The 25,265-nt window shown below is 67.3% G+C and carries 31 protein-coding genes and 1 CRISPR repeat array (1 of these 32 cut by a window edge); of the genes, 23 read left to right on the forward strand and 8 right to left on the reverse strand.

The window, feature by feature from the left end; translation table 11 throughout:
* Nucleotides 1-271: a CRISPR direct-repeat array (repeat unit 28 nt; unit sequence CTGTTCCCCGCGCACGCGGGGGTGATCC) (it extends 2,745 nt beyond the left edge of the window).
* Between the two features lie 381 nt (nucleotides 272-652).
* The gene (locus AB0D32_RS06840) at nucleotides 653-2,047 is read left to right on the forward strand and encodes a helix-turn-helix transcriptional regulator (RefSeq protein ID WP_357085822.1); all 1,395 of its coding nucleotides are present in this window, start codon (nucleotides 653-655) and stop codon (nucleotides 2,045-2,047) included.
* 4 nt (nucleotides 2,048-2,051) lie between these two features.
* On the opposite strand, the gene AB0D32_RS06845 is transcribed toward AB0D32_RS06840, so the two are convergent.
* On the reverse strand, nucleotides 2,052-3,860 hold the full coding sequence (locus AB0D32_RS06845; protein WP_357085825.1) for a prolyl oligopeptidase family serine peptidase: 1,809 nt from the start codon (nucleotides 3,858-3,860) through the stop codon (nucleotides 2,052-2,054).
* Between the two features lie 769 nt (nucleotides 3,861-4,629).
* Between AB0D32_RS06845 and AB0D32_RS06850 the strand changes: the two genes are divergently transcribed.
* The 16 genes from AB0D32_RS06850 (at nucleotide 4,630) to AB0D32_RS06925 (ending at nucleotide 15,333) form a co-directional block, all read left to right on the forward strand.
* Nucleotides 4,630-4,893, forward strand: coding sequence for a hypothetical protein (locus tag AB0D32_RS06850; RefSeq protein WP_357085827.1), 264 nt, complete (start codon nucleotides 4,630-4,632; stop codon nucleotides 4,891-4,893).
* Nucleotides 4,890-5,165: a hypothetical protein gene (locus tag AB0D32_RS06855; RefSeq protein WP_357085829.1), complete on the forward strand. Its 276-nt coding sequence runs from the start codon at nucleotides 4,890-4,892 to the stop codon at nucleotides 5,163-5,165. The genes AB0D32_RS06850 and AB0D32_RS06855 overlap by 4 nt, the downstream gene beginning before the upstream one ends.
* The gene (locus tag AB0D32_RS06860; protein WP_357085831.1) at nucleotides 5,155-5,358 is read left to right on the forward strand and encodes a hypothetical protein; all 204 of its coding nucleotides are present in this window, start codon (nucleotides 5,155-5,157) and stop codon (nucleotides 5,356-5,358) included. Before AB0D32_RS06855 ends, AB0D32_RS06860 begins: the two co-directional genes overlap by 11 nt.
* Before the next feature lie 112 nt (nucleotides 5,359-5,470).
* Nucleotides 5,471-6,112, forward strand: coding sequence for a GPP34 family phosphoprotein (locus tag AB0D32_RS06865; protein WP_357085833.1), 642 nt, complete (start codon nucleotides 5,471-5,473; stop codon nucleotides 6,110-6,112).
* Nucleotides 6,113-6,156: 44 nt separating this feature from the next.
* Entirely contained in the window at nucleotides 6,157-7,650 is a 1,494-nt protein-coding gene (locus tag AB0D32_RS06870) for an APC family permease (protein ID WP_357085835.1), read from the forward strand.
* A gap of 12 nt (nucleotides 7,651-7,662) precedes the next feature.
* Complete coding sequence (locus AB0D32_RS06875) at nucleotides 7,663-8,319, forward strand: GNAT family N-acetyltransferase (RefSeq protein WP_357085837.1); 657 nt, start codon at nucleotides 7,663-7,665, stop codon at nucleotides 8,317-8,319.
* Entirely contained in the window at nucleotides 8,316-8,948 is a 633-nt protein-coding gene (locus AB0D32_RS06880; protein WP_357085839.1) for a GNAT family N-acetyltransferase, read from the forward strand. Before AB0D32_RS06875 ends, AB0D32_RS06880 begins: the two co-directional genes overlap by 4 nt.
* 143 nt (nucleotides 8,949-9,091) lie before the next feature.
* On the forward strand, nucleotides 9,092-9,487 hold the full coding sequence (locus AB0D32_RS06885; RefSeq protein ID WP_357085841.1) for a hypothetical protein: 396 nt from the start codon (nucleotides 9,092-9,094) through the stop codon (nucleotides 9,485-9,487).
* A gap of 227 nt (nucleotides 9,488-9,714) precedes the next feature.
* Complete coding sequence (locus AB0D32_RS06890) at nucleotides 9,715-10,389, forward strand: cytidylate kinase family protein (RefSeq protein WP_357085843.1); 675 nt, start codon at nucleotides 9,715-9,717, stop codon at nucleotides 10,387-10,389.
* Between the two features lie 74 nt (nucleotides 10,390-10,463).
* Entirely contained in the window at nucleotides 10,464-10,898 is a 435-nt protein-coding gene (locus tag AB0D32_RS06895) for a hypothetical protein (RefSeq protein ID WP_357085846.1), read from the forward strand.
* Between the two features lie 367 nt (nucleotides 10,899-11,265).
* Nucleotides 11,266-11,598 (forward strand): DUF6204 family protein, encoded by a 333-nt coding sequence (locus tag AB0D32_RS06900; protein WP_357085848.1) that lies wholly within the window; start codon nucleotides 11,266-11,268, stop codon nucleotides 11,596-11,598.
* 246 nt (nucleotides 11,599-11,844) lie between these two features.
* Nucleotides 11,845-12,393 carry an aspartyl/asparaginyl beta-hydroxylase domain-containing protein gene (locus AB0D32_RS06905; RefSeq protein WP_357085851.1) on the forward strand — a complete coding sequence of 183 codons (549 nt, stop codon included), beginning with the start codon at nucleotides 11,845-11,847 and terminating at the stop codon, nucleotides 12,391-12,393.
* 226 nt (nucleotides 12,394-12,619) lie between these two features.
* A complete protein-coding gene (locus AB0D32_RS06910) occupies nucleotides 12,620-12,964 on the forward strand; it encodes a hypothetical protein (RefSeq protein ID WP_357085853.1) in 345 nt (114 codons plus the stop codon).
* A gap of 121 nt (nucleotides 12,965-13,085) precedes the next feature.
* Nucleotides 13,086-13,532 carry a hypothetical protein gene (locus AB0D32_RS06915; RefSeq protein ID WP_357085855.1) on the forward strand — a complete coding sequence of 149 codons (447 nt, stop codon included), beginning with the start codon at nucleotides 13,086-13,088 and terminating at the stop codon, nucleotides 13,530-13,532.
* 245 nt (nucleotides 13,533-13,777) lie between these two features.
* Nucleotides 13,778-14,218 carry an ankyrin repeat domain-containing protein gene (locus AB0D32_RS06920; protein ID WP_357085857.1) on the forward strand — a complete coding sequence of 147 codons (441 nt, stop codon included), beginning with the start codon at nucleotides 13,778-13,780 and terminating at the stop codon, nucleotides 14,216-14,218.
* 236 nt (nucleotides 14,219-14,454) lie between these two features.
* On the forward strand, nucleotides 14,455-15,333 hold the full coding sequence (locus AB0D32_RS06925) for an alpha/beta hydrolase (RefSeq protein WP_357085859.1): 879 nt from the start codon (nucleotides 14,455-14,457) through the stop codon (nucleotides 15,331-15,333).
* A gap of 58 nt (nucleotides 15,334-15,391) precedes the next feature.
* Here the strand turns inward: AB0D32_RS06925 and AB0D32_RS06930 are convergent, their stop codons facing one another.
* The gene (locus AB0D32_RS06930; RefSeq protein WP_357085861.1) at nucleotides 15,392-16,075 is read right to left on the reverse strand and encodes an alpha/beta hydrolase; all 684 of its coding nucleotides are present in this window, start codon (nucleotides 16,073-16,075) and stop codon (nucleotides 15,392-15,394) included.
* A 53-nt stretch (nucleotides 16,076-16,128) separates the two neighbouring features.
* Between AB0D32_RS06930 and AB0D32_RS06935 the strand changes: the two genes are divergently transcribed.
* Entirely contained in the window at nucleotides 16,129-17,112 is a 984-nt protein-coding gene (locus AB0D32_RS06935; protein ID WP_357085863.1) for a WYL domain-containing protein, read from the forward strand.
* A 120-nt stretch (nucleotides 17,113-17,232) separates the two neighbouring features.
* Here AB0D32_RS06935 and AB0D32_RS06940 read toward each other — a convergent pair whose 3' ends face one another.
* A complete protein-coding gene (locus tag AB0D32_RS06940) occupies nucleotides 17,233-17,904 on the reverse strand; it encodes a TetR/AcrR family transcriptional regulator (protein WP_357085865.1) in 672 nt (223 codons plus the stop codon).
* A 180-nt stretch (nucleotides 17,905-18,084) separates the two neighbouring features.
* On the opposite strand from AB0D32_RS06940, the gene AB0D32_RS06945 reads away from it, so the two are divergent.
* The 4 genes from AB0D32_RS06945 to AB0D32_RS06960 all read left to right on the forward strand — a co-directional run bounded on the left by AB0D32_RS06945 (nucleotide 18,085) and on the right by AB0D32_RS06960 (nucleotide 20,331).
* Nucleotides 18,085-18,516: a VOC family protein gene (locus AB0D32_RS06945; RefSeq protein WP_357085868.1), complete on the forward strand. Its 432-nt coding sequence runs from the start codon at nucleotides 18,085-18,087 to the stop codon at nucleotides 18,514-18,516.
* Nucleotides 18,517-18,688: 172 nt separating this feature from the next.
* On the forward strand, nucleotides 18,689-18,865 hold the full coding sequence (locus AB0D32_RS06950; protein ID WP_357085870.1) for a hypothetical protein: 177 nt from the start codon (nucleotides 18,689-18,691) through the stop codon (nucleotides 18,863-18,865).
* Between the two features lie 480 nt (nucleotides 18,866-19,345).
* Entirely contained in the window at nucleotides 19,346-19,735 is a 390-nt protein-coding gene (locus tag AB0D32_RS06955) for a hypothetical protein (protein WP_357085872.1), read from the forward strand.
* 89 nt (nucleotides 19,736-19,824) lie between these two features.
* Complete coding sequence (locus AB0D32_RS06960; protein ID WP_357085874.1) at nucleotides 19,825-20,331, forward strand: hypothetical protein; 507 nt, start codon at nucleotides 19,825-19,827, stop codon at nucleotides 20,329-20,331.
* A gap of 246 nt (nucleotides 20,332-20,577) precedes the next feature.
* Here AB0D32_RS06960 and AB0D32_RS06965 read toward each other — a convergent pair whose 3' ends face one another.
* The 4 genes from AB0D32_RS06965 to AB0D32_RS06980 all read right to left on the reverse strand — a co-directional run bounded on the left by AB0D32_RS06965 (nucleotide 20,578) and on the right by AB0D32_RS06980 (nucleotide 23,901).
* A complete protein-coding gene (locus AB0D32_RS06965; RefSeq protein ID WP_357085876.1) occupies nucleotides 20,578-21,846 on the reverse strand; it encodes a barstar family protein in 1,269 nt (422 codons plus the stop codon).
* Nucleotides 21,847-22,008: 162 nt separating this feature from the next.
* Nucleotides 22,009-22,890 carry a DUF1963 domain-containing protein gene (locus tag AB0D32_RS06970; RefSeq protein ID WP_357085878.1) on the reverse strand — a complete coding sequence of 294 codons (882 nt, stop codon included), beginning with the start codon at nucleotides 22,888-22,890 and terminating at the stop codon, nucleotides 22,009-22,011.
* A 130-nt stretch (nucleotides 22,891-23,020) separates the two neighbouring features.
* A complete protein-coding gene (locus tag AB0D32_RS06975; RefSeq protein ID WP_357085880.1) occupies nucleotides 23,021-23,500 on the reverse strand; it encodes a site-specific integrase in 480 nt (159 codons plus the stop codon).
* A gap of 41 nt (nucleotides 23,501-23,541) precedes the next feature.
* Entirely contained in the window at nucleotides 23,542-23,901 is a 360-nt protein-coding gene (locus tag AB0D32_RS06980) for a VOC family protein (protein ID WP_357085882.1), read from the reverse strand.
* Nucleotides 23,902-24,190: 289 nt separating this feature from the next.
* Here AB0D32_RS06980 and AB0D32_RS06985 point away from each other — a divergent pair, with 289 nt between their 5' ends.
* Complete coding sequence (locus tag AB0D32_RS06985; RefSeq protein ID WP_357085884.1) at nucleotides 24,191-24,607, forward strand: hypothetical protein; 417 nt, start codon at nucleotides 24,191-24,193, stop codon at nucleotides 24,605-24,607.
* Nucleotides 24,608-24,748: 141 nt separating this feature from the next.
* Here AB0D32_RS06985 and AB0D32_RS06990 read toward each other — a convergent pair whose 3' ends face one another.
* The gene (locus AB0D32_RS06990) at nucleotides 24,749-25,147 is read right to left on the reverse strand and encodes an MmcQ/YjbR family DNA-binding protein (protein ID WP_357085887.1); all 399 of its coding nucleotides are present in this window, start codon (nucleotides 25,145-25,147) and stop codon (nucleotides 24,749-24,751) included.
* Nucleotides 25,148-25,265: the final 118 nt, after the last annotated feature.

Below are 25,265 nucleotides of genomic sequence, written 5' to 3' on the forward strand. Positions count from 1 at the left end.
TGTTTCCCGCGCACGCGGGGGTGATCCCTCTCCCCAGGGGTCGGGGTGTCCGTACTCCTCCTGTTCCCCGCGCACGCGGGGGTGATCCCGTGGCGGCGGTGCTGCTCGAGGCGGGCGAGACCTGTTCCTCGCGCACGCGGGGGTGATCCCCCATTCGACGCGGTCCGGGCGAACTCGTCCCGCTGTTCCCCGCGCACGCGGGGGTGATCCCTCCGTAGTACGGAGCGAGATGTCCATGCTGGACTGTTCCCCGCGCACGCGGGGGTGATCTGGACGCAACGGCCCTCTACTCGCTGACGTGCGGCAGAAGCTCACGGACCTCGTTGGCCAGGTCCATTGGGTATTAGATGTCCTGCATTTGAGGACGGCTGCCATCTCGCGGGACAACAGCTCGGTGACTTCCCTGGCCAGGCCCACCGGGTTGCATCGCTCCTCTTAGCCTTCGTGCCGGAGGCGACGAAGCGGAGGCCGGGCATGCGGACGAAGCACTTGTCCGCATGCCAAGGCACGCACGAACCCGGGGTCTGTCCGATAGCTACACGAGCATCTTCGTCCCGTTGGTTGCAACGAGCTGAACGGCGAGTAACCCTATGTAAGCCGTGACTACGCTGCGGGATACCGATCGTGGAACCACCCTGAGGAAGGCAGTGCCATGGGCCAGACTCCCCGGACGCTCAAACCGTCAGCTTCGGAGCGCCACTTCTTCGGCGCAGAATTGCGGCGCTTCCGGGAGCAGGCAAACCTCTCACAGGCACGGTTGGGCTCGATGATCTGCTTCAGCGCCGACCTCGTGCGACGGGTGGAGACCGCTGATCGATTCCCATCCCGCCAGCTCGTCCAAGCCTGCGACACGGCGCTCGCGACTGGCGGGGCTCTGATGCGGCTGCTGCCGCTGCTCGAGACGAAACGAGGCCCTGGGCGGAGCGCGGCTGCTTCTACCTCCCTGGGCGACTCGGCCGCCGTCATCGCCTCCGCGCTGCCACCATCTCAGTCAGGGATCGCCGAGCGCGGTGAAATGGTCAAACGAGTTCCTTTCCAACCGGGCGTCCTTGACCGTGCGGCACTGGACTGGCTGAATGCTCGCCGTGTTTCCGGCCTCACCACGCTCAGTCGGTTGAGCGCGGCGAGCGGAGTCTCCGAGGACGATCTTGTATCCGCAGAGACCGCCTTGACGATGTTCCGGCAGTTGGACCACACCCACGGCGCCGGCAAAGTTCATGCGCAGGTGCAGCGATTCATCGAGGGAGAACTCAATCGCCTGCTGGCGAAAACAGCCGTGTCAGAGTCAATAGGCAGGCGTCTGTACACCCTCGCGGCGGGCTTCTTCGAGCTCTGCGGCTATCAGGCGGTCGACACGGGCGCACACGGTCTCGCCCAGCGCCGCTACCTGCGTGCCCTGCAACTGGCGCAGGCCGCCGACGACTGTAGCTACGGCGGCTACCTGCTCGCCGTCAACGTCGGCCACTTGGCGTTGCACTGCAACCATCCTGAAACCGGACTGCGGATGGCGCTTACAGCGGTGACAGGATGTGAGGCCCAGGCTACCCCAGCCGTACGGGCGGCACTCCACGCCGTGGTGGCGCGCGCATACGCCCGTCTCGGAGATGAGGCCGACTGTCTGACCCACCTCGCCGTTACAGAGAAGCAACTCGCCCGTAGCCGACCAGGAGACGAACCGAAATGGATTCATTACTTCACCTGGGCATACCTCGCCGACGAACTGGCTCACTGCTTCCACGATCTTGGCCAGCCGTCGCAGACGCAGAGATATCTTGACGACGCTCTCGTTGCGCTGAGTCCCTCACACGTTCGCCGACTCGCCATCGACACCGCGCTGCTGGCATCGTCGCTTGCTGCCGCCGGTCATATCGATGAGGCGTGTGCCACTGCCCGCGAGGCGGTCGACCACGCTGCCAAAACCGCCTCCTACCGCTGCCTGCAGCGCATCGTCGATGTTCAAATCGACCTCGATCCCTACCGTGGCGAGCCGGAGGTCCGCGAATTCGGCGAGTACGTGCGGCATCGACTACCGCTGGCGGCGGTGTAGCCCCTCAGCCTCCTGCCGCTGACGCCATTGATGAGCGGTAGTGAGCCAGCTCAGCCTCCAATGCCGTATCGGCGCGGGCAGACGTGGCAATGTAGTGACCGACGCCGTCCAGCAGTAGGAGCTCCTGCGGTACGCCATAGCCCTTCAACTCCGCGGCGAGTTCCCGAACGTCGTCGACGACGGCCACAGCGTCGTCGGTGCCGTGGATCAACAACACCGCCTGTCGGATGGCATCAGCGGGGACTCGCCCCGCTCCGCTTCGCAGACGTAGGGCGTGGGCGCGTTGAAATCTGGGCACTGTTTTCGCCCATCGGTCAGGATCCACGATCGCTGAGATGGCCGTGGCGGCAGCGAACGGGCCGTCCTGAGCTACGGCATGAAGGGCCGTGTATCCGCCTGCGCTGGCACCGCGGATGAAGACCTGACCCGGCGTCGTTCGTCCTACAGCCAGGAGGTGCTCGGCCACCGCTCTGCAGTCGTTGACATCATCCACGCCCCATCGGCCGTACAAGGATTCGCGGAACGCGCGCCCGTACCCGGTGCTGCCGAGATAGTCGACATCCACGACGGCGAACCCTCGGCTGGTAAAGAACTGCGCCTGCCAGTCGAGGCGTAACAGGCAGGAGGCCGTTGGGCCAGGATGTGCACGGACTATCACAGGAGCCCGCCAATTCGGTTCCGAACCTGTCGGTGGATACACCAGGGCCACCACTTCGCGGCCATCTGCGACCCGAACACCCAGCTCCATCGGCGTCGACACCGCCGTCTTGGCAAGGCCGGGGTGTTCCGACCGGGCCAGCACCTCCACCTGGGGCTTGTCCGTTGCCAGGTGTACCAGAGCGACCTGTGGTGCCGCTGTCGATGATGCTGCAATCAGCGCGACCGTTTTACTGTGTGCCGCCACGTAGGGCTTGATCGACGTGTACGGAAGGTCGACAGCTAGCATCCCATCACTCCCCGAAGAATCGACGAGGATCAGACGGTGCCGCGGCCCATCCTGCACCACCATCAGAATTCGTCCATCGTCGAGGAAGTCGTACGACGCGTAACCCAGTTCCCAGGGCTCCGCCACACACTCGCCCGCGACAGGGGCTATCGCCTCGACTTCGTTTCCATCCCAGCGGTAGAGGTTCCACCAGCCACTACGGTCCGACATGAAGTAGAGCGCACCGTCAGGTCCCCACCGTGGCTCTACCGCCGACTCGTCTGTTCCCCCGGCGACTCGTACGGGATCCTCGATGCGCTCACCAGGCTCGTAGGACGCCACCCACACTTCGCAGGCATCCCAGGGCATCTCGCGTTCATCCCAGTGCGACCACGCCAGGAATCCTGGACCCGGACGCGGCGCACCGAAGAAACCGTGCGATCGGGCAAGAGTCCGTATCTGCGGCGAATCCGTGAGCGGCATCGCCACAAGTTCGTCGCCCTGCTCCGACTCCCGTACAGCTAGCAGTTCACCGGTACCGACGAACAGGTCTCCAACGGCCGATGAACTGATCAGTTCCAGTTTGTCGTCGCCGTTGGCCTGTCGGTACAAGCCACCTTTGCCAACGCACCACAATGCTCCGTCGGCGATGGCAAATGATCCTCCACCGTAGGCATGAACATCGCTCACGATGTTGAAGTTTCCGGGGCTGACGTCCGCTGGGCCTTCGCCTGGTTGCCACCGCACCAGCGTTGTGCCTCCGCCAGTATCGGGGCGGGTCTCCAGCCAGTAAAGCGATCCCTCGTAGATGCGAAGTTGGTCATAACCGACAGACGCCCGAACAGCGTCCGCTGCCGAAATAGCGGCGATGCCGGCCGCTCTCTTCACAGAATCCTCCTGGACCTGCCTGCGCTACGCGGGCGACGATGGTCTTCGTCTACCGCCTCCGGCAACCATCCGCTGGGCCACGGGCCCGTGTCGTGAGCCAGCGCGAACGATCCACGCACAAGGTCGACTGTACGCCACGGAACTTCCGCTCCTTCTCCGGTCAAGTCCCGACCCCGTCCCGTCAAGGGAGACACACGTCTCAGGGCGACGGCGCCTTCAGATGCGGACACCTCCCTCTGTCCGCATTCCTGGCATTGACCAGGGTGGTTGGCGCGAGTGACCCTTCTAAGGCAGGCCTCGCTTCCTGGTGCGGCAATCTCTGATCGACAGATTCTCTGCCCAACGAACGCGGGTCATCTTGGAAGGACGCGATGAAGATCGCAAGAGGATCTAGCGCGATACGGCTATCACCACGGCGACGATCACCAAGGAGTCAGAGATGGTCAGTCGAGCCGACATAACCCGGGAGACGGAACGCGTCAGCCGGGCTTCTGGGCAAATGCGCATTCTCCCCGCCGGACTGAACCAGGCCGGCAGACCGAGTGAGCGGCGTCGCCCGGCGAACTCGCCGTTGCGGACTCTCGTCGAGACCGCCGAGGAATCGGCTGCCCGAGTGACCCGATACCTGCGGGAGCAGTCCCGCACATGAGCTGGGTGCAGGGGTCCGTCCGGTTCCCCGTTCGGGGCGGCCCCTGCACCCGTCGGCCGGGTGCGTGGTCGGTGTCGGGGAGGGCCCGGCCGCGTACCCCCGTTTGAGGAGGTGGCGCCGATGCGGCGCAAGTGGTTCGTTTCCGTCCGCGACGGCGAGCCTTACAGCCCTTTCGGCCTCGACTGCGAGGGCGCGGCCACGCTGTACGGCGAGCGTGGTGGCTGCAATGTCGCCGGGCCGGGTCGTACGGCTGGTCAGGGGGTCGATGACCTTGCCCGGCGGAACCGTGACTTCTGGGCGGCGGCCGATCGGGTCGCGACCCCGACGAAGCCGGCTTCCTGGCGGCGGTTGTTTCCGGGCCGCCCGAAGGGGCGGTCGACGTGAGCGCGACCGCGCCGGTTCCGGAGGTCGGGCCGGGCGTCCTGCTGACGCTTGACGGCGACGACTGGTCCGAGGGCCGTGGCCTGGTGCCCGGCAGCCGGGTCGAGGTCGTCGTCACCGGCCTGCACGACGACGACAGCGACGAGTGGGCGTGGGTGGCCGGTCATCGCCCCGGCTGCGCCTACCCGCACGTCGATGAGCACGTGCCGTGTGTGGAGCTGCGCGTGCGGTTGGCCGTGCTGCGTCGTTACGGGAGTGTCCGGCATGAGCCGTAACGACACGGGCTGCGGCCTTGCGGTGAGGCTCGAATCCGCGCGGATGACGGCCCGGCAGCACGCCGACGGCGGCACCTGTTTCCACTGCAAGCCGGACGGCAGTTGCGAGCAGAACGCCTGGGCCCGGCAGGAGCTCATCCAACACGCCCGCCGCAACCCGACGGCAACCCCCGCCCGCCCCGAGAACAACTGACCCAGGAAGGCCCGCCGCCGTGCACACACCCCCCGGCGCAGCCGATGACGCTGCCTGGTCCGTCGACGTTCGGCCCGCCGGGCCGCAGCGTCCCGGGCGGGTGGTGGGCAGCGTGCCCGCCCGACCCGCGCTGATCGCCAACGAGTTCTGGTTCATGGCGCACGACGACCAGACCGGCCGGCCGCGCCTGTTCGGGTCCGCGCTGAACCACGGCCTGGCCGCCGCGTTGCTCGCCGAGCTGTACGCCGAAGGGCGGATCACGTTCAACGGTGGGCGGATCGAGGTGCGCAACGCCTGGCCGCCGCAGGACTGGCTGCAACACCTCGTCCTCGACCGGCTGACCGCGCAGCCGCAGCACACCGACACCCGCACGTGGCTGGCGTTCCTGGCGGCCACCGTCGGCGAGCAGGTGACCGACCGCATGTGGCAGGTCGGGCTGCTTGCGCCGCAGCAGGTCGGCCGGCTGTGGCGTCAACGCACCATCCACGTGCCGACCGACATGAACGTTGCCGCGTCGTCGTGGGCGCGGCTGTCGGTCGACCTGCGTTTCACCCGCCGTCTCAACGCCTTCGACGTGGTGCTCGCGGGCCTGGTCCTGCACACCCAGTTGGACACAGCGCTGCTCGACGGCGCGTCGTTGGCCGTGCGTACCCACCTGCGTCAGGTGGTCGCGCAGGCCCCGCCACCGGTACGTGACCTGCTCGCCGAACTCGGCAGCGCCATCGGCGGCAGTGTCCTGAGCCACCGCACCTGACGTGTGGTCCACCCCCCGTTTCCCCCTCTGCGAGAGAGAACCTGATGCGTAGTTCGAAACCCGACACCGTCTCGGCTGTGCTGGCACGCGGCCGGCTGGGGATCCCGTCCGTGGTGTTCTTCGTGATCGCGGCGGCAGCGCCACTCACCGTCGTCGCCGGGGGTGCCACCACCGGGTACGCCGTCACCGGCGTCGTCGGCATCCCCGTGTCCTATCTCGTCGTCGCCGCGATCCTGGCCCTGTTCGCTGTCGGCTATGTGGCGATGTCGCGGCGCATCGTCAACGCCGGTGCGTTCTACACCTACGTCGCGCACGGCCTCGGCAAGCCGGCGGGTGTCGGCACGGCGTTCGTGGCGTTGTTGGCGTACAACGCGATGCAGGTCGGTCTCTACGGCGGCTTCGGCGCGGTCCTGGCCCAGTTCCTTGAGGACCGCTACGGCTGGAACACCACGTGGTGGTTGTGTGCCCTGGCCGCGTGGGCTGCGGTGACGGTTCTCGGGCTGCTGCGTATCGATCTCAACGGCAAGGTGCTGGCGGTGGTGCTGGTCGCCGAGTGCGCGGTCGCGGTCGTCTTCGACGTCGTCATGGTCAGCAACCCGGCCGCCGGCGGGGTCAGTTTCGACACGCTCGCACCGTCGCACATCTTCGCCGCCGGCATCGGGGCGGCGTTGGTCACCGCGATCACCGGGTTCGTCGGTTTCGAAGGCACCGTCGTGTTCAGTGAGGAGACGAAGGATCCACGCCGCACCGTGCCGCGAGCCACCTACATCGCCGTGGCGATCATCGGCCTGTTGTACGGGTTGTCGGCGTGGGCGATGTCCGTCGCCACCGGCCCCGACAACATCGTGGACGCCGCCCGCACGGACGGTACCGACCTCATCTTCAACCTGGTGTCCCCGCACCTGGGCGCCAGCGTGGTGACCGTCGGGCGGGTTCTGTTCATCACCAGTCTCTTCGCCGCCCTGCTCGCGTTTCACCACACGGTCGCCCGCTACCTGTTCGCGCTCGGCCGGGAGCGGGTCCTGCCCGGCTGGTTGGGTCGCACGAGCCGCCGTACCGGTGCCCCGAAGGCCGGATCGCTCGTGCAGAGCGTCATCGCGGTAGCCGTCCTCGTGGGTTATGCGGTGGCTGGCGCTGATCCGATCGTGCATCTGTTCTTCTGGGTCACCGTCACCGGCGGGCTCGGCGTACTGATCCTGATGACGGTCACGTCGGCTGCGGTGGTCGGGTTCTTCGCCCGTACCCCGCACGGTGACGGCCCGTGGCGTACCGTCATCGCGCCGCTGGCGGCCACGGGTGCGTTGTTCGCGATCCTCGTGGTCACCGTTCAGGAGTTCGACACCCTCCTCGGAGTCCCCGCAACATCGCCACTGCGCTGGTGGTTGCCCGCCGCTTACGGCATCGCCGCCGTTCTCGGCACGGTGTGGGCGGTGATCCTGCGCGCCACCCGTCCCGACGTGTTCGCCGCGATCGGCCTCGGCGCGGACAGCACCACCGCCCCGCTACGCACCCCCGACCACACCCGCCAGCCGGTCTGACCAGGAGTGACCATGCGATCGAACAGTGCCCTGACTGTCCGCCGGGCCACCGCCGACGACGCCGGCCCGCTCATCACCGTGCTGGCCGAGGCGTTCCTCGACGGGCCCGTCGCCGACTGGCTCGTCCCCGACCCACACGAGCGCCGCACGGTGTACTTCCGATACTTCACGCTCGTCCTGCACCACGGGCTCCAGCACGGCCGCGTCGACACCACCAGCGACCTGTCGGCGGTGGCGATCTGGTACACCCGCGACGAGGTTCCACTGCTGGCGTCAACCGACCACTACTACGAGGTCGAGAAGGCCACCGGCAGGTATGCGCCGAAGTTCCTGCTGCTCGACGCCATCTTCGAAACACACCACCCACACCCGCCGCACGACTACCTCGCCTACGCGGCCGTCGACCCCCACCGCCAGGGTCGAGGCGTCGGAACGGCACTGCTCACCCACGCCCACCAGACGCTGGATGAGGCCGGTCGGGCGGCGTATCTGGAGGCCAGCAACAGCCGCAACCGCGACCTGTACCAGCGCCTCGGCTACCGCCAGGGCTCACCGATCCACCTGCCCACCGACGGGCCGCTGATCTGGCGGATGTGGCGCGGCCAACCGACCGACGGCACCCCCGCACCATTCCCCTCCGACCTCCTACCGTTCAGGCGTCCACTGTGAGCACACCCGCCCTGGGCACGTCCGTCCGTCGGGCAAGGCCTGAGGACGTCGCCGCGATCACCGTGCTGCTGGCCGGCGCACTCGACGGTGACCCCGTCGCCCGATGGCTGGTGCCCGACCCCACCGAGCGGGTCACCGTCCTGCACCGCCTACTCGCCGTCGACGTCGACCACGCCATCGAGACCGGCACCGTCGACGTGACCCTGAACCTCTCCGCGGTCGCGGTATGGCGACGCCACGACCCGCACGCCGAGCGCTGGCCGCTGGGGGAGCACCACCTGACGACCTTCGCCGGCACCGCAGCCCGCCGCCTGTCGGTGCTGAACTCGGCCATCGACAGCTACCGGTCATGGGCGCCACACCACTGGCTGTCCTGGCTCGCCGTACACCCCGCCTACCAACGACACGGCCTCGCCAGCGAACTCCTGCGCCGACACCACCAAGCCGTCGACAGCACCGGATGGCCGACCTACACCGTCGTCACCACCGAGGCGGCTCGGGACCTGCTCCGCACGCAGGGATACCGCGCCGCCCTGCCACTGAACCTACCCAACGGACCGAAACTCTGGCCCCTGACCAGAGGCCCCCGCCCGACCCCACCGACAACCGCACCCACACACCCCCGCTGAACCACTCGGAGCGCTCGATCGGCACCGGACTGCTCCTGCGCGGGCGAACTCCTCGCCGCCCACGAACGCGTGACCGGCACACGCCCAGCCGATTGGCCACTGGGCAGGATGAAAAGGGCTGGAGACCGCGCACGAAGCGGACCATGATCGGGGGCGGCGACGCCGGGATCACGGTGCTCGTCTGCGTGGTGGTCGAGAGCGAGAGGGCACGGATGACGCTTGCTACCAAGGGTTCCCGGCGGATCACCGTGGAAGGCATCACCTTCCGCTGGGCAGTTCGGCGCAGACCGACCTACTGCCAAGGCAATGGCTGGTCACCGCTGAGCTTCGTTGTCGAGCAGGCGGAGCAGCCAGGGGCGCTGTTGGTCGTATCGCTGCCCTGCGCCCATCCCGGCAACTGGCTCGGATTGCCGAGCCGGCCAGTGTTGCCCGGGACGGTGACCGTAGGCATCCATCAGGCGCTGATCGCCGGCTGGCGGCCTTCACGGCCGGGGCCCGCCTTCAAGATGCTCCTGAGCGACACTTCGCTCTCACGGTGACGGTCGCGTCGCCGGACGCCCCACGTCGTCTGCGGCAGAGGAGGATCGTGCCTCGCCCTGGGGCTGGAGGGCGATCTCCCGTGACGCGAGACGGCTGATAATTGTTCGGTCATGGCTGAGGATCAACTGAGCGCGGTTCGGCCCAGATTTTCAGAACGAAGGCGGGCCCAGGAAACGGTCATCGGGGTTCCCGCAGGTGTCGGCCGAGCGGGTAGGAGGGGCAGGACGTGGACCAAGGCACCCGCGACGAGATGCTAGGCCGCCTGGCTGAGGCAGTCGGGTCCGTCACAGTCACCCACCCGACGCGGGTTGCCATCGACGGACCGCCCGCCGCAGGCAAGACGACGCTCGCCGACGAGCTGGCCGCCGTCCTGCGCACACAGGGCCACGACGTCATCCGCGCGACAATCGACGATTTCCTCTTCCCCAGTGCACAGCGCTACCCGCGCGGCGAATACTCGGCCGAAGGCTGCTACTTCGACACCCACGACCACGACGCCCTGAACCGGGTGCTGCTCGATCCGCTCGGCCCGGGCGGAGATCGACGCTTCCAACACGCGGTCTACGACCACACGGCGGACACCGTGCTGTCCCCGCCGGTCACGACTGCCCCCGCCGACGCCGTGCTGGTCTTCGACGGCGTCTTCCTCATGCGCCCGGAACTGATTGACCGGTGGGACCTGCGCATCTTCGTGTCGACCGCGCTCGAGAAGACCGTTGATCGTGCCGTGATCCGAGAGCGCCGGGTGTCATCTCGGGCCGAGGTCGAACGGCGCTGGCGCGAGCGTTACATCCCCTCCCAACAGCTCTACTTCGCTACGGTCCGCCCGACCGATCACGTCGACATCATCGTGCACAACGACGAGCCCCGGCAGCCGGCCTGGGCGTCCCAAACACACTGACCGCACCCGATTCGGCATGACCGCGCGATCAGCGGCATGCGCGACGGGGCGGGCAGTCCGCTAACATCCGGGCTGTGGCGGCCGAAGCAGCGGGAGCATTTCGTCGGACGGCGATCGAGCGATCAGATCAGCGCATCGCCTGGGAACGGACGGACCAGGCATTCTTCGCTGCCGGAGCGTGTCACATCCTGGCCTGGGTCTGTCGGGATTCCTACCTGGACCGGCCGATCGAGATAGCAGGAGTGCGGGCGGCAGGCGACTGGCAGGTCTTCCATGCCTACGCGGTCTGGGATGGCTGGGCGTTCGATCACTCGGGCTGGAATTCGGAGTCGCAATTGCTGGCGGTGAATACTGACTTCGAAGGCCGCCCGCTGGAGCGCGTCAAGATCGTGGATAGCCTTGCTGAGTTCTGCGAGACGCACCACTCCCGCATGCCGAACCAGTATTGGCAGGACCCGCTCTCCCGTGCTCGCGACTACGTGGGCCGATTCACTCCACCCTGGGCGTAACGCCTCCGGTATCCCATCGTCGGCCGGAGCAGGTGTTCACTTACCGACCGCCGGTGACGCACCGTGACGCTCCGGCCGGTGGCAGATCCGGATGCGGATGTCGAGGTCAGCGGCCGGCATCGGTTCGGGTCCGGCACGATGGGCTGGTGAAAGCGGTGATGCAGGACGTGGTCTGCCGTTGGCAGAGCACGTCGGCCGACCCTCTGCGAAATGCCCTGCCGTTCCTGAACTCTCCCGATAGGGTCGTCGGCGGCGTTCTGATCGGCCAGCGGCATGGCAACGATGATTTGCCCGCCGTCCTGCCTGCCGTGTCAGCCCGCCGACCGCCGATGTCGCGACACTCAGCCAGATCCGGAGGTCCCCACTTATGGCCGGCAAGGCATATCAGGTCATCGTGCGCGGCAAGTTCGCGCCACTCGATGACGAGCAGCGGGCCAACCTGCTCGCCAAGGCTGACGAACACGTCGTGTTCCGGGCAAAGTTCACCGAGGAAGGCACCGTGACCTACGAGCGATCCCTCCTCGCGTTCACCTTCCGCTGCATGATCCCGGCCGCCGAGGAGGACAAGGAAGCAGTCGTGATCGGCAGGGCGGAAGCGCTCGCCGCAGCCGCCGTTCGGGGACTCGGTGCCGATTACCGCAACCTCGACTCGGTGTTGACCGACCTCGACAACATCAAAATCCGCCGGCGGGAACACTGACCATATGTAACGGTGGGGCCAGTCACCGACGTGGTGGTATGTCGCTCCGTCTCCGCTCCCGCCGTCCATGCACTGACATCGGCTACGACCGCGCGCCGCCCCTTTGGACGGCGGCTGCGATCGGTGACGCGCGGTCGGCGGCATGAGCGTGCGTGCTCTACCGCTGGAGGTGCGTACGAGGGCCACGATCGTCACGAGGCGGCGCCGTAGCCCGCATTATCCGTCGTTGGTGCATCATGGTCTCTCATGTTCGTGGATCAGCGGCAGTTTCCCTTCCTGGCCAATCTTCGGGCACGGTGGGAGGCCATCCGGGATGAGTGCCTTGCTCTGCCGCGGGAGACCTATCAGCCGTGGGTGCAACGCGAGATGTACGGCCAGGGCTGGAGCGTGTACGGGCTTGTCGCCTTCGAGGAACGGATTGAGGAGGCGCTCGAAGCTTGCCCGAACACTGCCTCCGCGTTGACGAAGGTTCCTCACCTGACGACCGCTGGGTTTTCTCGGATGGCTCCTGGCACCCATATCAAGCCACATCAGGGGTGGGTTACGACCGTTTACCGTGCGCATCTCGGGCTGGTCGTGCCGGAGGACTGCGCACTGCGAGTGGGCGACGAGACCCGGCAGTGGCGCGAAGGTAAGACCTTCGTCTTCGACGACACCGTCACGCATGAGGCGTGGAACTACGGCTCCAGCGACCGCGTCGTGCTCTTGTTTGATTTCGCCCGTCCTGGCTACGAGGGCATGCCGCAGGACGAACTGCCGGCCTCGGTGGCAGGCTTCGTACGACGTGGTGGATGAGCGAGGCACTCCAGCAGACCTTCACGGCCCTGTCTTATCCCGCCGTTCCGAGAACCTGGCGAACGCCGGGTGAGCACTGCAGCATCCGAGGGCATCACGCTCCGCGCAGCGCCGTACGCGGCAGAAGCGTGCATCTGACCATGGCCGAGGTGCGACCAGTGGCGAAGCCGAAGCCGGGTACGGGTCGGCAGGGAATCCCCTGCAGTCGCTACGTAATGTCGTCATCGTGAGCGATCATCACGGCGGCGCTTGGACGCTGCACCGGCGCGACGACGGCGGGGTACTTGCTGATCTCGTGGTGACCGGCGGCGACTTTCCGTGGCTGAACGCTCGTGTCAACCCGAGGGAGGGGCTCGCTGAGGTCCGGCCGCTCTTCGCCGAGGAACTGCGGCTGCTCGATGGTATCGATGAGGATGTCGAGTCCTGGGAGCGCGCGTACGAGGCAGTCCGAAACGCGGTGACGCTTCGGTACCCGGAGGGCCAGGAGGTTCCAGAGTTCCTTCTTCACATCGATGGCAACGAGGCGTGGTGGCGGTGGAGTGACGAGCCGTTTGACGAGGAGGACGCCTAGCCAGCGCGTTCGCTCGGCGGCAGAAGCGGATGACCGCCGATGCCGGGCGTGCTCTCACGGGTGCACTGAGTCTGCCGGGCGTGGGCTTTCGAGGTCGATGTCGAGCGTGTACGTTGCGCCGATGAGTCGACAGGATCGGGTCGCGGCCGCCTCGTTCGGCGGTCGTGTAGTGGTGTCGGCGCAGTTGCTGTTGCTGACGATGTATTTGATCGGCAGCTTCGGTGTGCTGCTCGTAGCCGCACTGCACGTCAGGGATCTCCCGGCTGTGCTGGACCCGAGGGTGGATCGGTTGGGCGACCCGAAGGATTCACTTCCGCCGGTCGGCCCGGACTCGGCGTGGAACCCGCTGCTCTGGGTGTTCGAGCTCGGTCGGGTGCTGGCGATGTTCGTCTACCCGCTCGCTTTCGTGACCTTGGTCCTCGGGGTGGCAGCCCTTATCCGAACCTGGTGGGTCGGCGACCGGAAGGCGTTCGGCTGGCTCGTTGTCAGCACGGGAGTGTGGTCCGCCCTGGCGGTGCTCGCCCTGACTCCGTACGGCACGCAGCTACACGGCTGGTTGCTCGACTGAGCCTGGCGGCCCTTTGCGATCGGGCCATCGCTCGCCCTCAGCCGTGCGTCCGCAATTGTGACGGGCGATCAGAGGCATTGGCCGAGCCGCCGACGATAAGCCGTCACGCCCCGTAGCGATCGGATCGCGGCAAATGAGGAAGGCCTGCTGGAGTCCGTCCGAGCGGCTGTGGGGGTGCGAGCGATGGTGGTGCGGTGTTCGGTCGTTGATTGCGGTGCCTGGGCGCCCTACCTACGCTGGGCATCGTGAACCTGCGGCAGAGGAAGAAGCGCACGAAGCGACTGATGGAGGCAGTGCGACGCGAAGACGCCGCAGCCGTGAGCTTTCTCCTTCGCGCCGGTGCGGACCCCAACCTTCCCGACCGTGACCGCACCACTCCGCTGTATCAGGCATCCGTCAACGGCTCGGCTGAACTCGTGCGGATACTTCTGGCAGCCGGCGCGGTACCCGACTCCGAAAGCGGAGGGGACATGGAGGGAACGCCGCTCTGCGCTGCCGTGGCCTGGGGACACAACACCGTCGTACACCTACTCCTCGTCCACGGCGCAGACCCGAACCTGCGCGAAGACCAAGGAACCGGCTCCTCACCACTGGATTGGGCGCTACGCGGCGATCATTCACAGGCGGCCGGCCTACTCCTGGCCGCAGGCGCGAAGCACGCTGCTCATGCCGACTCTGACATCTGAAACACGGGCTAGCGGCAGCTCCGGATACGGATGTCGAGGTCAGCGGACGACGTCGGTTCGGATCCGGCACGATGGGCTGGTGAAAGAGGTACGCGGCGGCGCTCCCGCCGGGGACCCGCGTACATCTGATCCTCACCGCAATCGCCGGATCGCGACGGTGATCACCGACACCGCACTCATCGATCCCGGAGCCGGTACCAGCGGCTGACACTCGCCAGGGAAGCCAGGAGGAGGGCATGATGCAGGCCATCCAGAAGGTCCGCCATCGACGGACCGACGTCGACGGGCTGGAAGTGTTCTTCCGCGAGGCCGGGCGCCCCGGCCAGCCGGCGGTACTGCTGCTGCACGGCTTTCCCAGCTCGTCGCACACGTTCCGCGAGGTCATGCCCACACTCGCCGACGTCGCGCACGTGATCGCGCCCGATCTGCCCGGCTTCGGGATGTCTTCGTCGCCGACCGTCGACACCTACGGCTACACGTTCGAAAACCTCTCGCGGACGATCGGGAACCTCCTCGACCAGCTCGACGTCGAGCGCTTCTTCGTCTATCTGCACGACTTCGGGGCGCCAGTGGGATATCACCTCGCCACCCGCGCCCCGACTCGCATCCGCGGCCTCATCGTCCAGAGTGGCAACGCGCACGAGGACGGCCTCGGCGAGCAGTGGGACAGTGCCAGGGCCTACTGGGCCGACCCGACCGACGAGAAGCGCGCCGAACTGCCAGACTGGTTGAACTTCGCCGGTACCCGTGACCAGTACCTGGCCGGGCTGCCCGAACACCTACGCACCCTGCACGCTCCCGAGTCGTGGCACCTCGACTGGGAGCGCATGAGCCGACCCGGCAACATCGCTGCACAGTTCGCGCTGTTCACCGACTACGCCAACCACGTCGCCCGCTTCGGTGAGCTCGCCGAATACCACCGCGCTCACCAGCCGCCAGCGCTCGTGCTGTGGGGACGGCACGACGCGTACTTCGACGTCGACGAGGTCCTCGCCTACCACCGCGTCCTCGAACGCATGGACGCGCACATCTACGACGGCGGCCACTTCCTGTTGGAGACGCACGCGGCGGAGTGCGCCGAACTCATGCGGGCGTTCGTGCTCGACAACGCATGAGCCTGCTCGGAAGAGCCGGCAGCAGGCCACGACGCCGCACGTGCTGTCCCGGGCCCCGCTAGACCGCGGCGAGGATCCGCGCCAGCTCTGTCGGCCGTGTCAGCATCGGCCAGTGTCCGGAGTCGATGTCGACCAGGTCGATGTGCTTGGCCCGGCCCAGCTCGGGTACGTCTCCCGCAGCGATCCACTCCTGCGCCTCGGCAGGCGTGAACTCCGGGCACACCATCACGACCGGGACGTCGAATCGCCGCTCGTCTGTCAGCCGTACGACGCCCCTGGCCACGCCCTCGGGAACCGGGATCGCCGCCGCCGCGAAGGCCTGCCGGGCCTGCTCGTCCAGGTCGGCCGCGTCCGCCCCGTCGAACGGTCGCCAGCCGGGGAACGGCATGACACCGTCGCTGATCTCGAAGAAGTCGGCGTACGGCTGCCCGTCGCCCGAGGGGAACCCGCCGATCAGCACGACCTTGGCCACGCGCCCGGGCCGCGCATCGGCCGCCATCCAGGCCAGGGTGCAGGCTGCCGAGTGCCCCACCACCACCGACCTGCCGGGACCCGCGTCCACGGCGGCGAGCACCGCGGTCAGTTGGTCGGTCAGCGTCGCCGCCATGTTCCCGTCGCCCTGCCCGGGCAGGGCCACCGGCACCGCAACGCGGCCCTGCCTTTCCAGCTCGCACGCGACCCTGGTCCACACCGACCCCTCGAGCCACAGGCCACCCACGAGCACGATCTGTTCTGTAGTCATGGCATCAACCTAGAGGCGATTCCGGACGTTCCACTTCCGTTACGCTCTGCGCTGTGCGAACCGGTCCGAGTCCCACCGCCAGGGCCCTGCGCGCGCTCGAGATCCTGCAGGCACGTCCCGGCGTCACTGCCGACCAGCTCGCCTCCCTCCTGGGCGTGACAGAGCGGGCCGCGCGACGCTACGTCGGGATCCTTCGCGAGGCCGGCATCACGGTCGAATCGGTCCGCGGGCCGTACGGCGGCTACCGGCTGGGCCGCGGCACCCGGCTACCGCCGGTCGTCTTCACCCAGGAGCAGGCGCTCGGCCTGGTCATGGCCGTACTCGACGGGCAGCCGGCCGCGATCGACGCCGACGACCTGATCGGCTCGGCACTCAGCAAGGTCATCCGGGCTCTCCCCGACAGCATCGGACGGCAGGCGGCGGCGCTGCGGGCGTACGCCTCGGCCACCCCTGACCGACGTTCGGCCCGCCCTGACCCCACCACCACAAGCGCCCTCGTCGCCGCCGTCGCCGACCGGCGCCGTGTCCTGGTCACCTATCGAGGCGAGAGCGGCGAGGAGTGGGACGCCGAGGTCGACCCGTGGGCGGTCGTGGTGCGGTACGGGCGCTGGTACCTGCTGTGCCACTCGTACCGCGCGGACGCGATCCGCACGTACCGTATCGACCGTCTTCGAGCCGTGCGGCAGATGCCACACGGCTTCACACCGCCCGACGGCCTGGATCCGGTTGCCGCACTCGAGGAAAGTCTCGGCGCAGGCTGGAAGTACCGCACCCGCGTGCTGTTCCACGCGCCGTGGGAGAAGGTGGCACCGTGGATCCGGCCACCGATGGGCCGCCTCGAGCCGGACGGCGACCGGTGCGTGCTGGTCGGCAGCACCCGAAACCCGGCGATGTACGCCCAGGAGTGGCTGGCCGCCGTCCCCTTCGACTTCTCTGTGGAAGAAGGCCCCGAACTACATGCCGCCGTAGCCACGGTCGCGGCCCGCTTCAGCGCGGCACTCGCGCCTTCGCCGCCCGAGACCCGGCCCGGTGACTAGCGGCGACGACATCCGATGGCTGCCGGCAAGCCGTCGGATGGACCTGCGCATTGTCAACGACACGGTCGCGCATCGCCACCCGTCGGCCGGCTGCGCTCCACGACAGGGACGTCCTTTAGCCTAGTTGGCGGGGCGGGTACTGTTTCCGCATCTCACCTGCAGTGTTTCACGAGAAGCGGCGTGCAAGGTTTGCGCTTGAGTACTCGTTGATGTGCCGTACGCGGCCATGAACATGTCCAGCAGTCCGTCGACCGCGTTCTCGTCGATAGGGCGGGTTGACAGCAGCCAGCGGTAGTAGAGAGTGCCGCACAGCACCTCGGCGGCGAATTCCAGGTTCGCTTCTGCGGTGAGCTCACCGGTGCGCTGAGCGCGGGTGATCCGGTCGAGGGTGCTCTGCTCGACGGTGACCAGGAATCGTTCGTGCAGGGTCGCCCGCAGCGTGGAATCGGCCTGCGCCTCGGCGATGACTCCGCGATAGACGGGGCCGATCGGCGGGCTGGATAGGGCTAGGCTTGAGCGTAGGAACTGTTCGCGCAAATCCGCGCGGACGTCCCCGGCGTTGTGGTAGTCCAGATCGCTGGTCCACACAAGGCTGAGCGCGTCGAGCAGCAGCGCCGCGATGGACGGCCAGCGTCGGTAGATCGTGTGCTTTCCGACCCCGGCCCGTCTGGCTACCGCCTCAATGCTCAGGCCCGCGTAACCGACCTCCGTGGCCAGATCGAGGGTTACACGTAGCAGTTCTTCAGTGCGCGCAGCGCCTCGGCGCCGTGGCGTGGCAGGCGTGTCGGTCATGTTGCCGATCCTATCGGCACACAGCGTGCCGTTGACAGTGTCGCGGGCTGCATGCAACATTGGACGTCGATCGGCACGATGCGTGCCGATGGAGGGTGTGGTGGCATGTCGCCACCCGCACGCCCAGGATTGCGCCACATCGACAGGTAGGGACGAGTCGTCCCTGGGAGAGAGGCAGTAATGCAGGTCAAGCTGATCGGGATGGCGGTCGCGGCAGAAAGCCCGGCCACGAGCGCGGCGTGGTTCGCCGAGCACTTCGGGTTCAAGGTCGGTGTCGACTTGGGTTGGTATGCGAACACGCAACACCCAGATCAGGCGAACGTGAGCCTGGACTTCGTGCAGCGGGATCACGAGTCGTGGCCGCAGGCGACCCGAGGCAAAGCAGTGGTTGGCACGCTGCTGGCGTTCCTGGTCGCCGACGTGGACGCCGAGTTCGAACGGCTCCGTGCGGCGGGTCTGGAAGTGGTCATGTCGCTGGTAACCGAGCCGTGGGGTCAGCGTCGGTTCCAGGTGGCAGGCCCCGACGGGCTGCTGATCGAGGTGCTGCAGGGGGTGGCGCCGGACCCGCAATGGCTTGCCGACAACGGCCTGGCCGGAGAAGCAACGGCGTGATGATCGGGCCGGCTCGGCTTCTCTGCGTACTGCAGATCGTCGACAGGCGGACCGGGCCGGTCATTGGCGGTATCGGGTTCCTCGGTCCGCCGGATGCCGATGGCGCGGTGGAGTTCGGGTACGCAGAATCCACGGAAATGGGGAGTAGCGAAGTGCGTGTGTTGTTGACGGCGTGCGGGTCGCGCCTCGCGTCGACCTCCACACTGCCGAGACCGACGATCGACCGGCCGACGCGCTCCTGATCCGGCCGGGCGGCCACATCGCCTGGGCCGCGACCCTCGATGAACCCGCCGACACCGCCGCGCCCGCGCTGCGCGAAGCGCTCTCCGGCTGGTTCGGCACATCCTGAAACGACGACCAGATCGCCCACGCTGACGGATGCGACTGAATGACAGGCCGCCCTGGCCTGGCTCACGACTATTTCGATCCGGGCCAGTCCCGGGCCTGGCCGCACCTTTGACCTGTACGCCTTGCGGGTGGACTCCATGCGGTCGTGGATCAGCGCGAACCGGGCCATGCCGAGCTCGCTGAGTAGCTCGGCATGGCCCATCCACACGACTGCGTCACCTACTTGCTCAACAAGGCCCGCTACCCGCGCTACCACCACGCCCTGGCCGATCGCCACCGACGTCATTGATGGAGCCTGCCGATACCTGATCAAGGAGAGGATGGACCTCACCGGAGCCCGCTGGGGCCAACCCGGCACCGAAGTAGTCCCCAAAGCTACGAGCCCTGATCACCAACGGCGCACCGACGGCGCCCAGGTGCAGGTCTCCCAGCTACCAGCGCCGTTGCGATGACCGCTTGACCCTGCCCGCATAATGCCAGGATGACTGGCGACCGCATGATGTTGGACGGCTCGCGGCCTTTCCAGGAACGCGTCCGGCATCTCCGCGATGCCTGGGTCCGGGACGGACGCGGTCGTGCTTTCCTGGTCACCGGCAGGGCGTTTTTCGCGGTGTACTGCTGGAGCTTGAACTACAAGATCGGCGACCCGACGGCTCCCGCGTACGATGCCGAGCTGGCCGAGTTCGTCGCCGCCTCGCACGAAGCCAATGGCGGGTCCGTCGGCTGGAACGCCATGCTCAACAGGCGCGAGGTCTGTTCCACATGTCATGACTGGTACCGACTGGAGAACCTCGGGGTCTGCACCGGCTGCATGCGATACACCTGCTACGGCTGTGGCGATCATGAACGATGCGCCGGCGAGCTGCTCTGATCGCGAGGCTGTCGATCAAGCAACGCACTCTCATCGGAAGAGTACGGCTGAACTTCGCCGAGGCGGTCCACGGATGCGACACTGCGGCGGTGAGCTGGTCGCTTTTCGTGGTGCCGCTGGACGGTATTTACCGGGACGGCATGTCCGACTGGATTGCGTCGGCCGAGTTTACGCGAGGCATACCAGCACAGGGTCCACAGGCGCTGCCCCTGCCCTCGGTCGCCGAGGTGCTGGACGCTTTCCGGGCGGCGGGCTGCCACGGGACGAACTGGTTCGAGGTCGTCGGTGAAGGCGCAGGCTCGCGGCTACCGGAGTGCCCGAGTCCGGGTACCTGCGCGAGCACCAGAGGGCTGGACCTCGGTGAGGTCAGCGTGTACTCGACCGGCGAGACAAATAGCCTGCCGGCTGTCCCGGCGGACGCGGCAGTGGAGACAGTGGCCTTTCGAAAGCCGAATCCCGCCGCGGTGTTGAGAGCGGTATGTGCCTTGGCATCGTCTGCAGGCCCTCAGTTGGTGTTCGACGAGTCGGCGGGGCAGGCATTCGCCGTCTGGCCCGGGGAAGAGGCTGGCGAGTTGGAGGACGACTGGCCCTGGTGACCGATAGCAACGTTCTCCGAGGACCATGATCACATGCGCGCTCATCGGCAGTTCCGGGTGTTGCAGGCTCGGGGTGTCGCCCGCCATGGAGTGTGACGACTCCAGGCTGGCTGCCGCGCACGGACGGCGGCATGAGCGCGCACCCGATCATGGAGGATCGGTGGACCCGCCGCCTACACCGTCTGATTCCGGTCCTTCGTCGGGTTCGACCGGCTGACGTAGTCGTAGTCGGCGTCGGCTCACGGCTCAGCGTAAGTCGATCTCGACATGGTGCGCCGCGAGCATGTCCAGCAGGTACTCCAAGGTGATCGCCGGACCCAGCCGACGCCGGTCGTAGCCGGCGACGAGGCGCTCGCGGGCGACGGCCGAGTCGTGCCACACCAGCCGAAACGGTGCCCGCGCGCCGAACCTCCCGCCGAGACAGTCGTCGAGCGCATCAAGGTTCCAGCCGAAGTATCCGCCCGGGCCGTTGATCGCCTCGCCGATCGCGCAGTAGAACCCTTCGATGTCGGTCACGAACCGGCCGTCGAGGTCGTACGTGGTGCCGGCCGGCCGGTCGGCCGAATCGGACCGGTGGGCGAGCGCCACTCCGGCCCAGTGGTGGCGCAGCTCCCGGTCGTAGCCGGCCCACAAATTCTTCTCGGCGGGCCGTCGGGTGTACCAGTGCTCCAGGATGCCGAGGATCCCCAGCGGCAGCGGTTCCCGCGGGTCGCTGTCGACGGTCACGTCGACGAGTCCAGCACCGAGCCGCGACGGCTCGCGTGCATCGACCGTTCCGGACACCACGGCGCCGATCACCTGGCTGACCGAACCATCTGCGGTCGCCTGGTACACCTCGGCGCGGATCCGGCGGCGACGCTGGGCGGCCTTGGTCGATTGCCCGACCGCGCCGAGCGCGGTCAGCAATGGAGTTTCCGGTCGGCAACCGAGCAGCCGGACCTGCGGCACCGGCGGTGCGGATTGCTCGCGGAACACGCCGGTGACGTCTCGACACGTGCCGTAGCGCACCTCGTCTCGGCCCAGAAGGACGAACTCGTTGACGTCGCCGGGACGTACCACCGCGTCCGTGCGGTCGTAGACGTGGACGAACCCGTCGAGATCGATGTCCACGGCTTCCGGCATCGTGGTGTTCGGCCGGTGAGCGAGCACGACGACGTCGCCGAGGTCCTCGCCCCACCAGGACGGCGGCGTGTCTGGCGGTGACGGAGGCGCCACTATCGAGATGTCACCCAGCCAGGCTCGTTCGGTGCCGAGTGCCTCGGCGGGCAGCCGATCGAGCGGGTCGGCAAGCGCGCCGTCCGGGGTGCAGCCGACGAGCGTGAACCGCTCCCGCGGCCGGGGCGGCAGGTCGACGAACAGTCCTTGGATCTCCGCGCACAGCGCCAGCGGGATGTCGTCCTCGTAAGAGCCCTCGAAGCCGACGTCGCCAAGGAGCAGCCAGCGCGGGCCGATCGGATGCTCCCACGTCCACCGCCACTGCTCCGGCGGACGGTCGGGACCGGCGCTCGGCGTCACCCCGCGACCCTACCGGCTGGAGGCGCTACGACCGGGGCGCGTTCGTGGACGGCGGAGCATCAGCACCCGCAACCTCAATGCGTCCGCTCATCGGATGCCCAGCATCTGGCGTCGGCATCGCCGGCAACGCAGATCGTGGCCGTCTCCGGCGCCGCCGGTGTTCTATGGGATCAACTCGGCCACGGAAAGCGCCTCGTCCAGCCGACCAGCGGCCAGGTCGTCGTGACGGATCACGAAACTCCCGTCGCTCCGGTAATAGAACTCGTTGTCTATGGGAAAGCGGGCGAGCGACACCCACTCAATCGCCAGCCGGTGCGTCTCCTTCTCCACATGGGAATACCACTTCGCGACCGGGATGACGATCTCGCCGGTCTTCTCGCGCCACGCGAGGGTCTGCTCCGCAATACTCTTGATTACCTCCTCGTCGGCGTACCCGCCGATATAGGCGCTGGCGTACCCGTTGTCAGGCGGCCAGAGATCGTTGGCCAGAGCACAGAGTTCGTCAAGGTGCGGCAGGTCACGCTCGAGGTCACGGGCCAACTGCTGCTGGAAGGGCGACAGGTCGTCCTCGTCCTCGTCGTCCTTGTCCGCCCCGAACCAACCGGGGAACTCCGCGCGCAGCGTGGCGCCGACGTCGTACTGCTTGCCGGCGAACGCGTAGTCGGTGGATCCTGCCGCCACCTCGGTATCGGTACCAGCCGGCACATACACGACTCGCCCGTACCTCCGTTCCCCGATGGCAGCGGCCTGCTCGTGGTCGAGAAAGAACAGCAACGAGCCGTCTGCCGGCAGGCCGAGGCCGTCGATCCTTGGCAGCGCCGCACAGTCGACCGAGAAGATGAACGGCAACGGACTGACCCCGTCGGACGGCCAGTCCATGCCCGCCGGCAGCCGGGGCAACCCACCGAACTGCCCGACCGGAACACCGCTGGATCCTCCGCTCAACCGGATCGACAAACGGAGGTGCTGGATGAACCGGCTGACCTCGTCGTCCGGGATGCCCAACGTGAGCGCTGCACGACGAAGCTGCCCCTGATGATCCATGGCGCAACATGGTGCCACGAGGGCGAGCCCGGCGACCGGGTGCCCCACGGTCGCACGCGCTGTCGTCGGCATCGCTGCCGCCGTGTTCGGGTGCGCACATCTCGACAGAACCGTGAGCGGTTGATCATGTTCAGAGGGCCCTGTAGGCAGCGAGGATGTAGTTGGGGTGCCGGTCGGCGATGTTCGACCCGCAGGCTTCGAAGATCCGCAGCCCGAGCAGACCCAGGAGCGCGACCAGGGCGAAGTCGTTCGGGTTGGCCGACAGCCGGGCGGTAGCGATCAGAGCCTCGAACCGTAGGTGCCCCAGCCCAAGGAGCAGCGACTCGGACGGCACCGCGGGCCGGCGGACGTAGTCGGTCGGCGAATGCTCCAGGATGGCGTCGATGACGCAGACCCGATAGAACCCGACCACGACCGACAGACGCCGCGAGACCGTCGAGGGCTGGTAGCGGCGTACGTCCTGCAGCCAGCGCACGTACCGCTCGACGTCCATCCGCGCGATGGTGAGCGGATCACGGGCCTGGTCGGTGCACCAGTGGAGGAAGACTCGCAGGTCGGACTCAGTGCGGACGCGAGTTTGCCCACGGTAGCGGCCCAGAAAGGCGGACACCGCGGTACGCAGCCGATCAGGAGAGGGTGGACGCCCGGCCGTCAGACGTCGGATTCGAGGGCGAAGGTGTTGCCGTCAGGATCCTGGAACCACGCGATACGTCCACCGCCGGCCCGAGCGGTGATTCCCTTGGCGTCATGTTCGAACTGGTCGTATCGGATGAGCTCGACGCCGGACGAGACGAGCTCGTCAACGACCTGGTCGATGTCGTCGACGTACCATGTCGCCAGTGTCGCCGGGCTCTTTCCAGCAGTAACCGACTGGTACACGTTCAGTGCCGCCACGCCGCCAGAACCATAGACACGGCTGCCATCGGCGATGTTGGCGCTGGGGCCCGACTGCAGCGCCTGTAGGCCCAGTTGGCCCTCGTAGAACGCGACCGCCCGTTGTATGTCGGACACGGCTATCGAAGTTCTGAGGTGATACGTGCTCAACGGCATGAACCACTGTCGCACACGCAGCGTAACCGCGTCGACCCGCTCGCCAATTACCCACCGTGCCGCATCGGCACCACGATCTTCAGCATTGCGAACGCAGTCGGCCGTGCTACTCGACGGCAAGGCCCCGGGTCGGCCGGACGGATCGCGGTCCCTCTACCCCGGTATCACCCAAACAGGGAGCGAGCGCGGGAAGGATCTTTCTGGATGCCTCTGGTGGAACCAGGCACGACTGCCGACGGTCCAACCTGCCATGCGCGCGGTCGTCTCCCTCAGCTCCGTCCTGCTGGGCCTGTTCGTCGGCGCTCTCATGCTGCGTTCCGGCTGGGAGCTGCCGGTGCGAGCCTCCTGCTCAGGCGACATGTGCACGTCGCAGTCGTGGATCGACGTCGACTGGGACCGCGTCAACTGGGAACTGAAGCCGACCAGGATCGCCTGCTTCGAGGCCAACCCGGCCAACCACGATGTCCTGATCGGTCCCGGTGATGAATGCGTACGGTCCCGCGGCGACGTCATCGAACACCAGGTCACCTACGAGGAACTACGTGAAGAGATCCAGCAACGGCGCATTCGGGCACTTGCGTTCGCCGGCGCCGCGATCGCGCTGCCACCGATTCTCGTCGAGGTGTGGTGGCGGGTTCGCCGCAGGCCGGCGCCGACGGCACGTTGACTCCAGGGTCCCCCACCCTGATCGCGGCTACCTGCGGGCACCGGATCAAGGGCGATCAGGGTGACAGGACCGGGGAAACATGGCGCGGGTTGACACTGTCGTCGGTGCCGTCGACTGAGCTGTCGAGTATCTGCGGGGTGCTCAGGGCTGTTGGGAGTCGAGCAGCGCGATCCTGCGTGCCCCGGCCGTACGTCGGTAGCTGGCGTCGAGTAGCTCGCCGACCTCATCCCAGCCGATGTCATCGGTCAGGTCCACCCCGACCCACCCGTAGGGACCCAGGTAGGCCGGTACGAAACAACGGTCTTCCGCCAGCAGCGCCGCGCGCTCTTCGGGCTCGACCAGCACGATCACCGACTGATCGTGCTGTTGATGGACGCCGTCGACCTTCACCGATCCCCCGTAGTAGGCGAAGACTTTGGTGGTGTAGAAGGCGGGACGCCCATGGGAGACCTTCTCGGCCGCGTCGGGGAAGGCCAGGGCGAGCGTTCGCAGCCGGCCCAGGATCGGGTCTGCCTCGTCAAACATGATGGGATGCGGCATGCGAGAAGGTAAGCACATCCTGGGCGGCCACCGCACCCCGCACACGCGCCTCTCGGCAGATGCGTGCAGCTGATCAAACCCCTTCGTCTTGCTGTCTGAGCCATTGGCGCACTGCCGC

Origin of the sequence: Micromonospora sp. NPDC048170 (assembly GCF_040652795.1) — a bacterium.
GTDB lineage: Bacteria > Actinomycetota > Actinomycetes > Mycobacteriales > Micromonosporaceae > Micromonospora.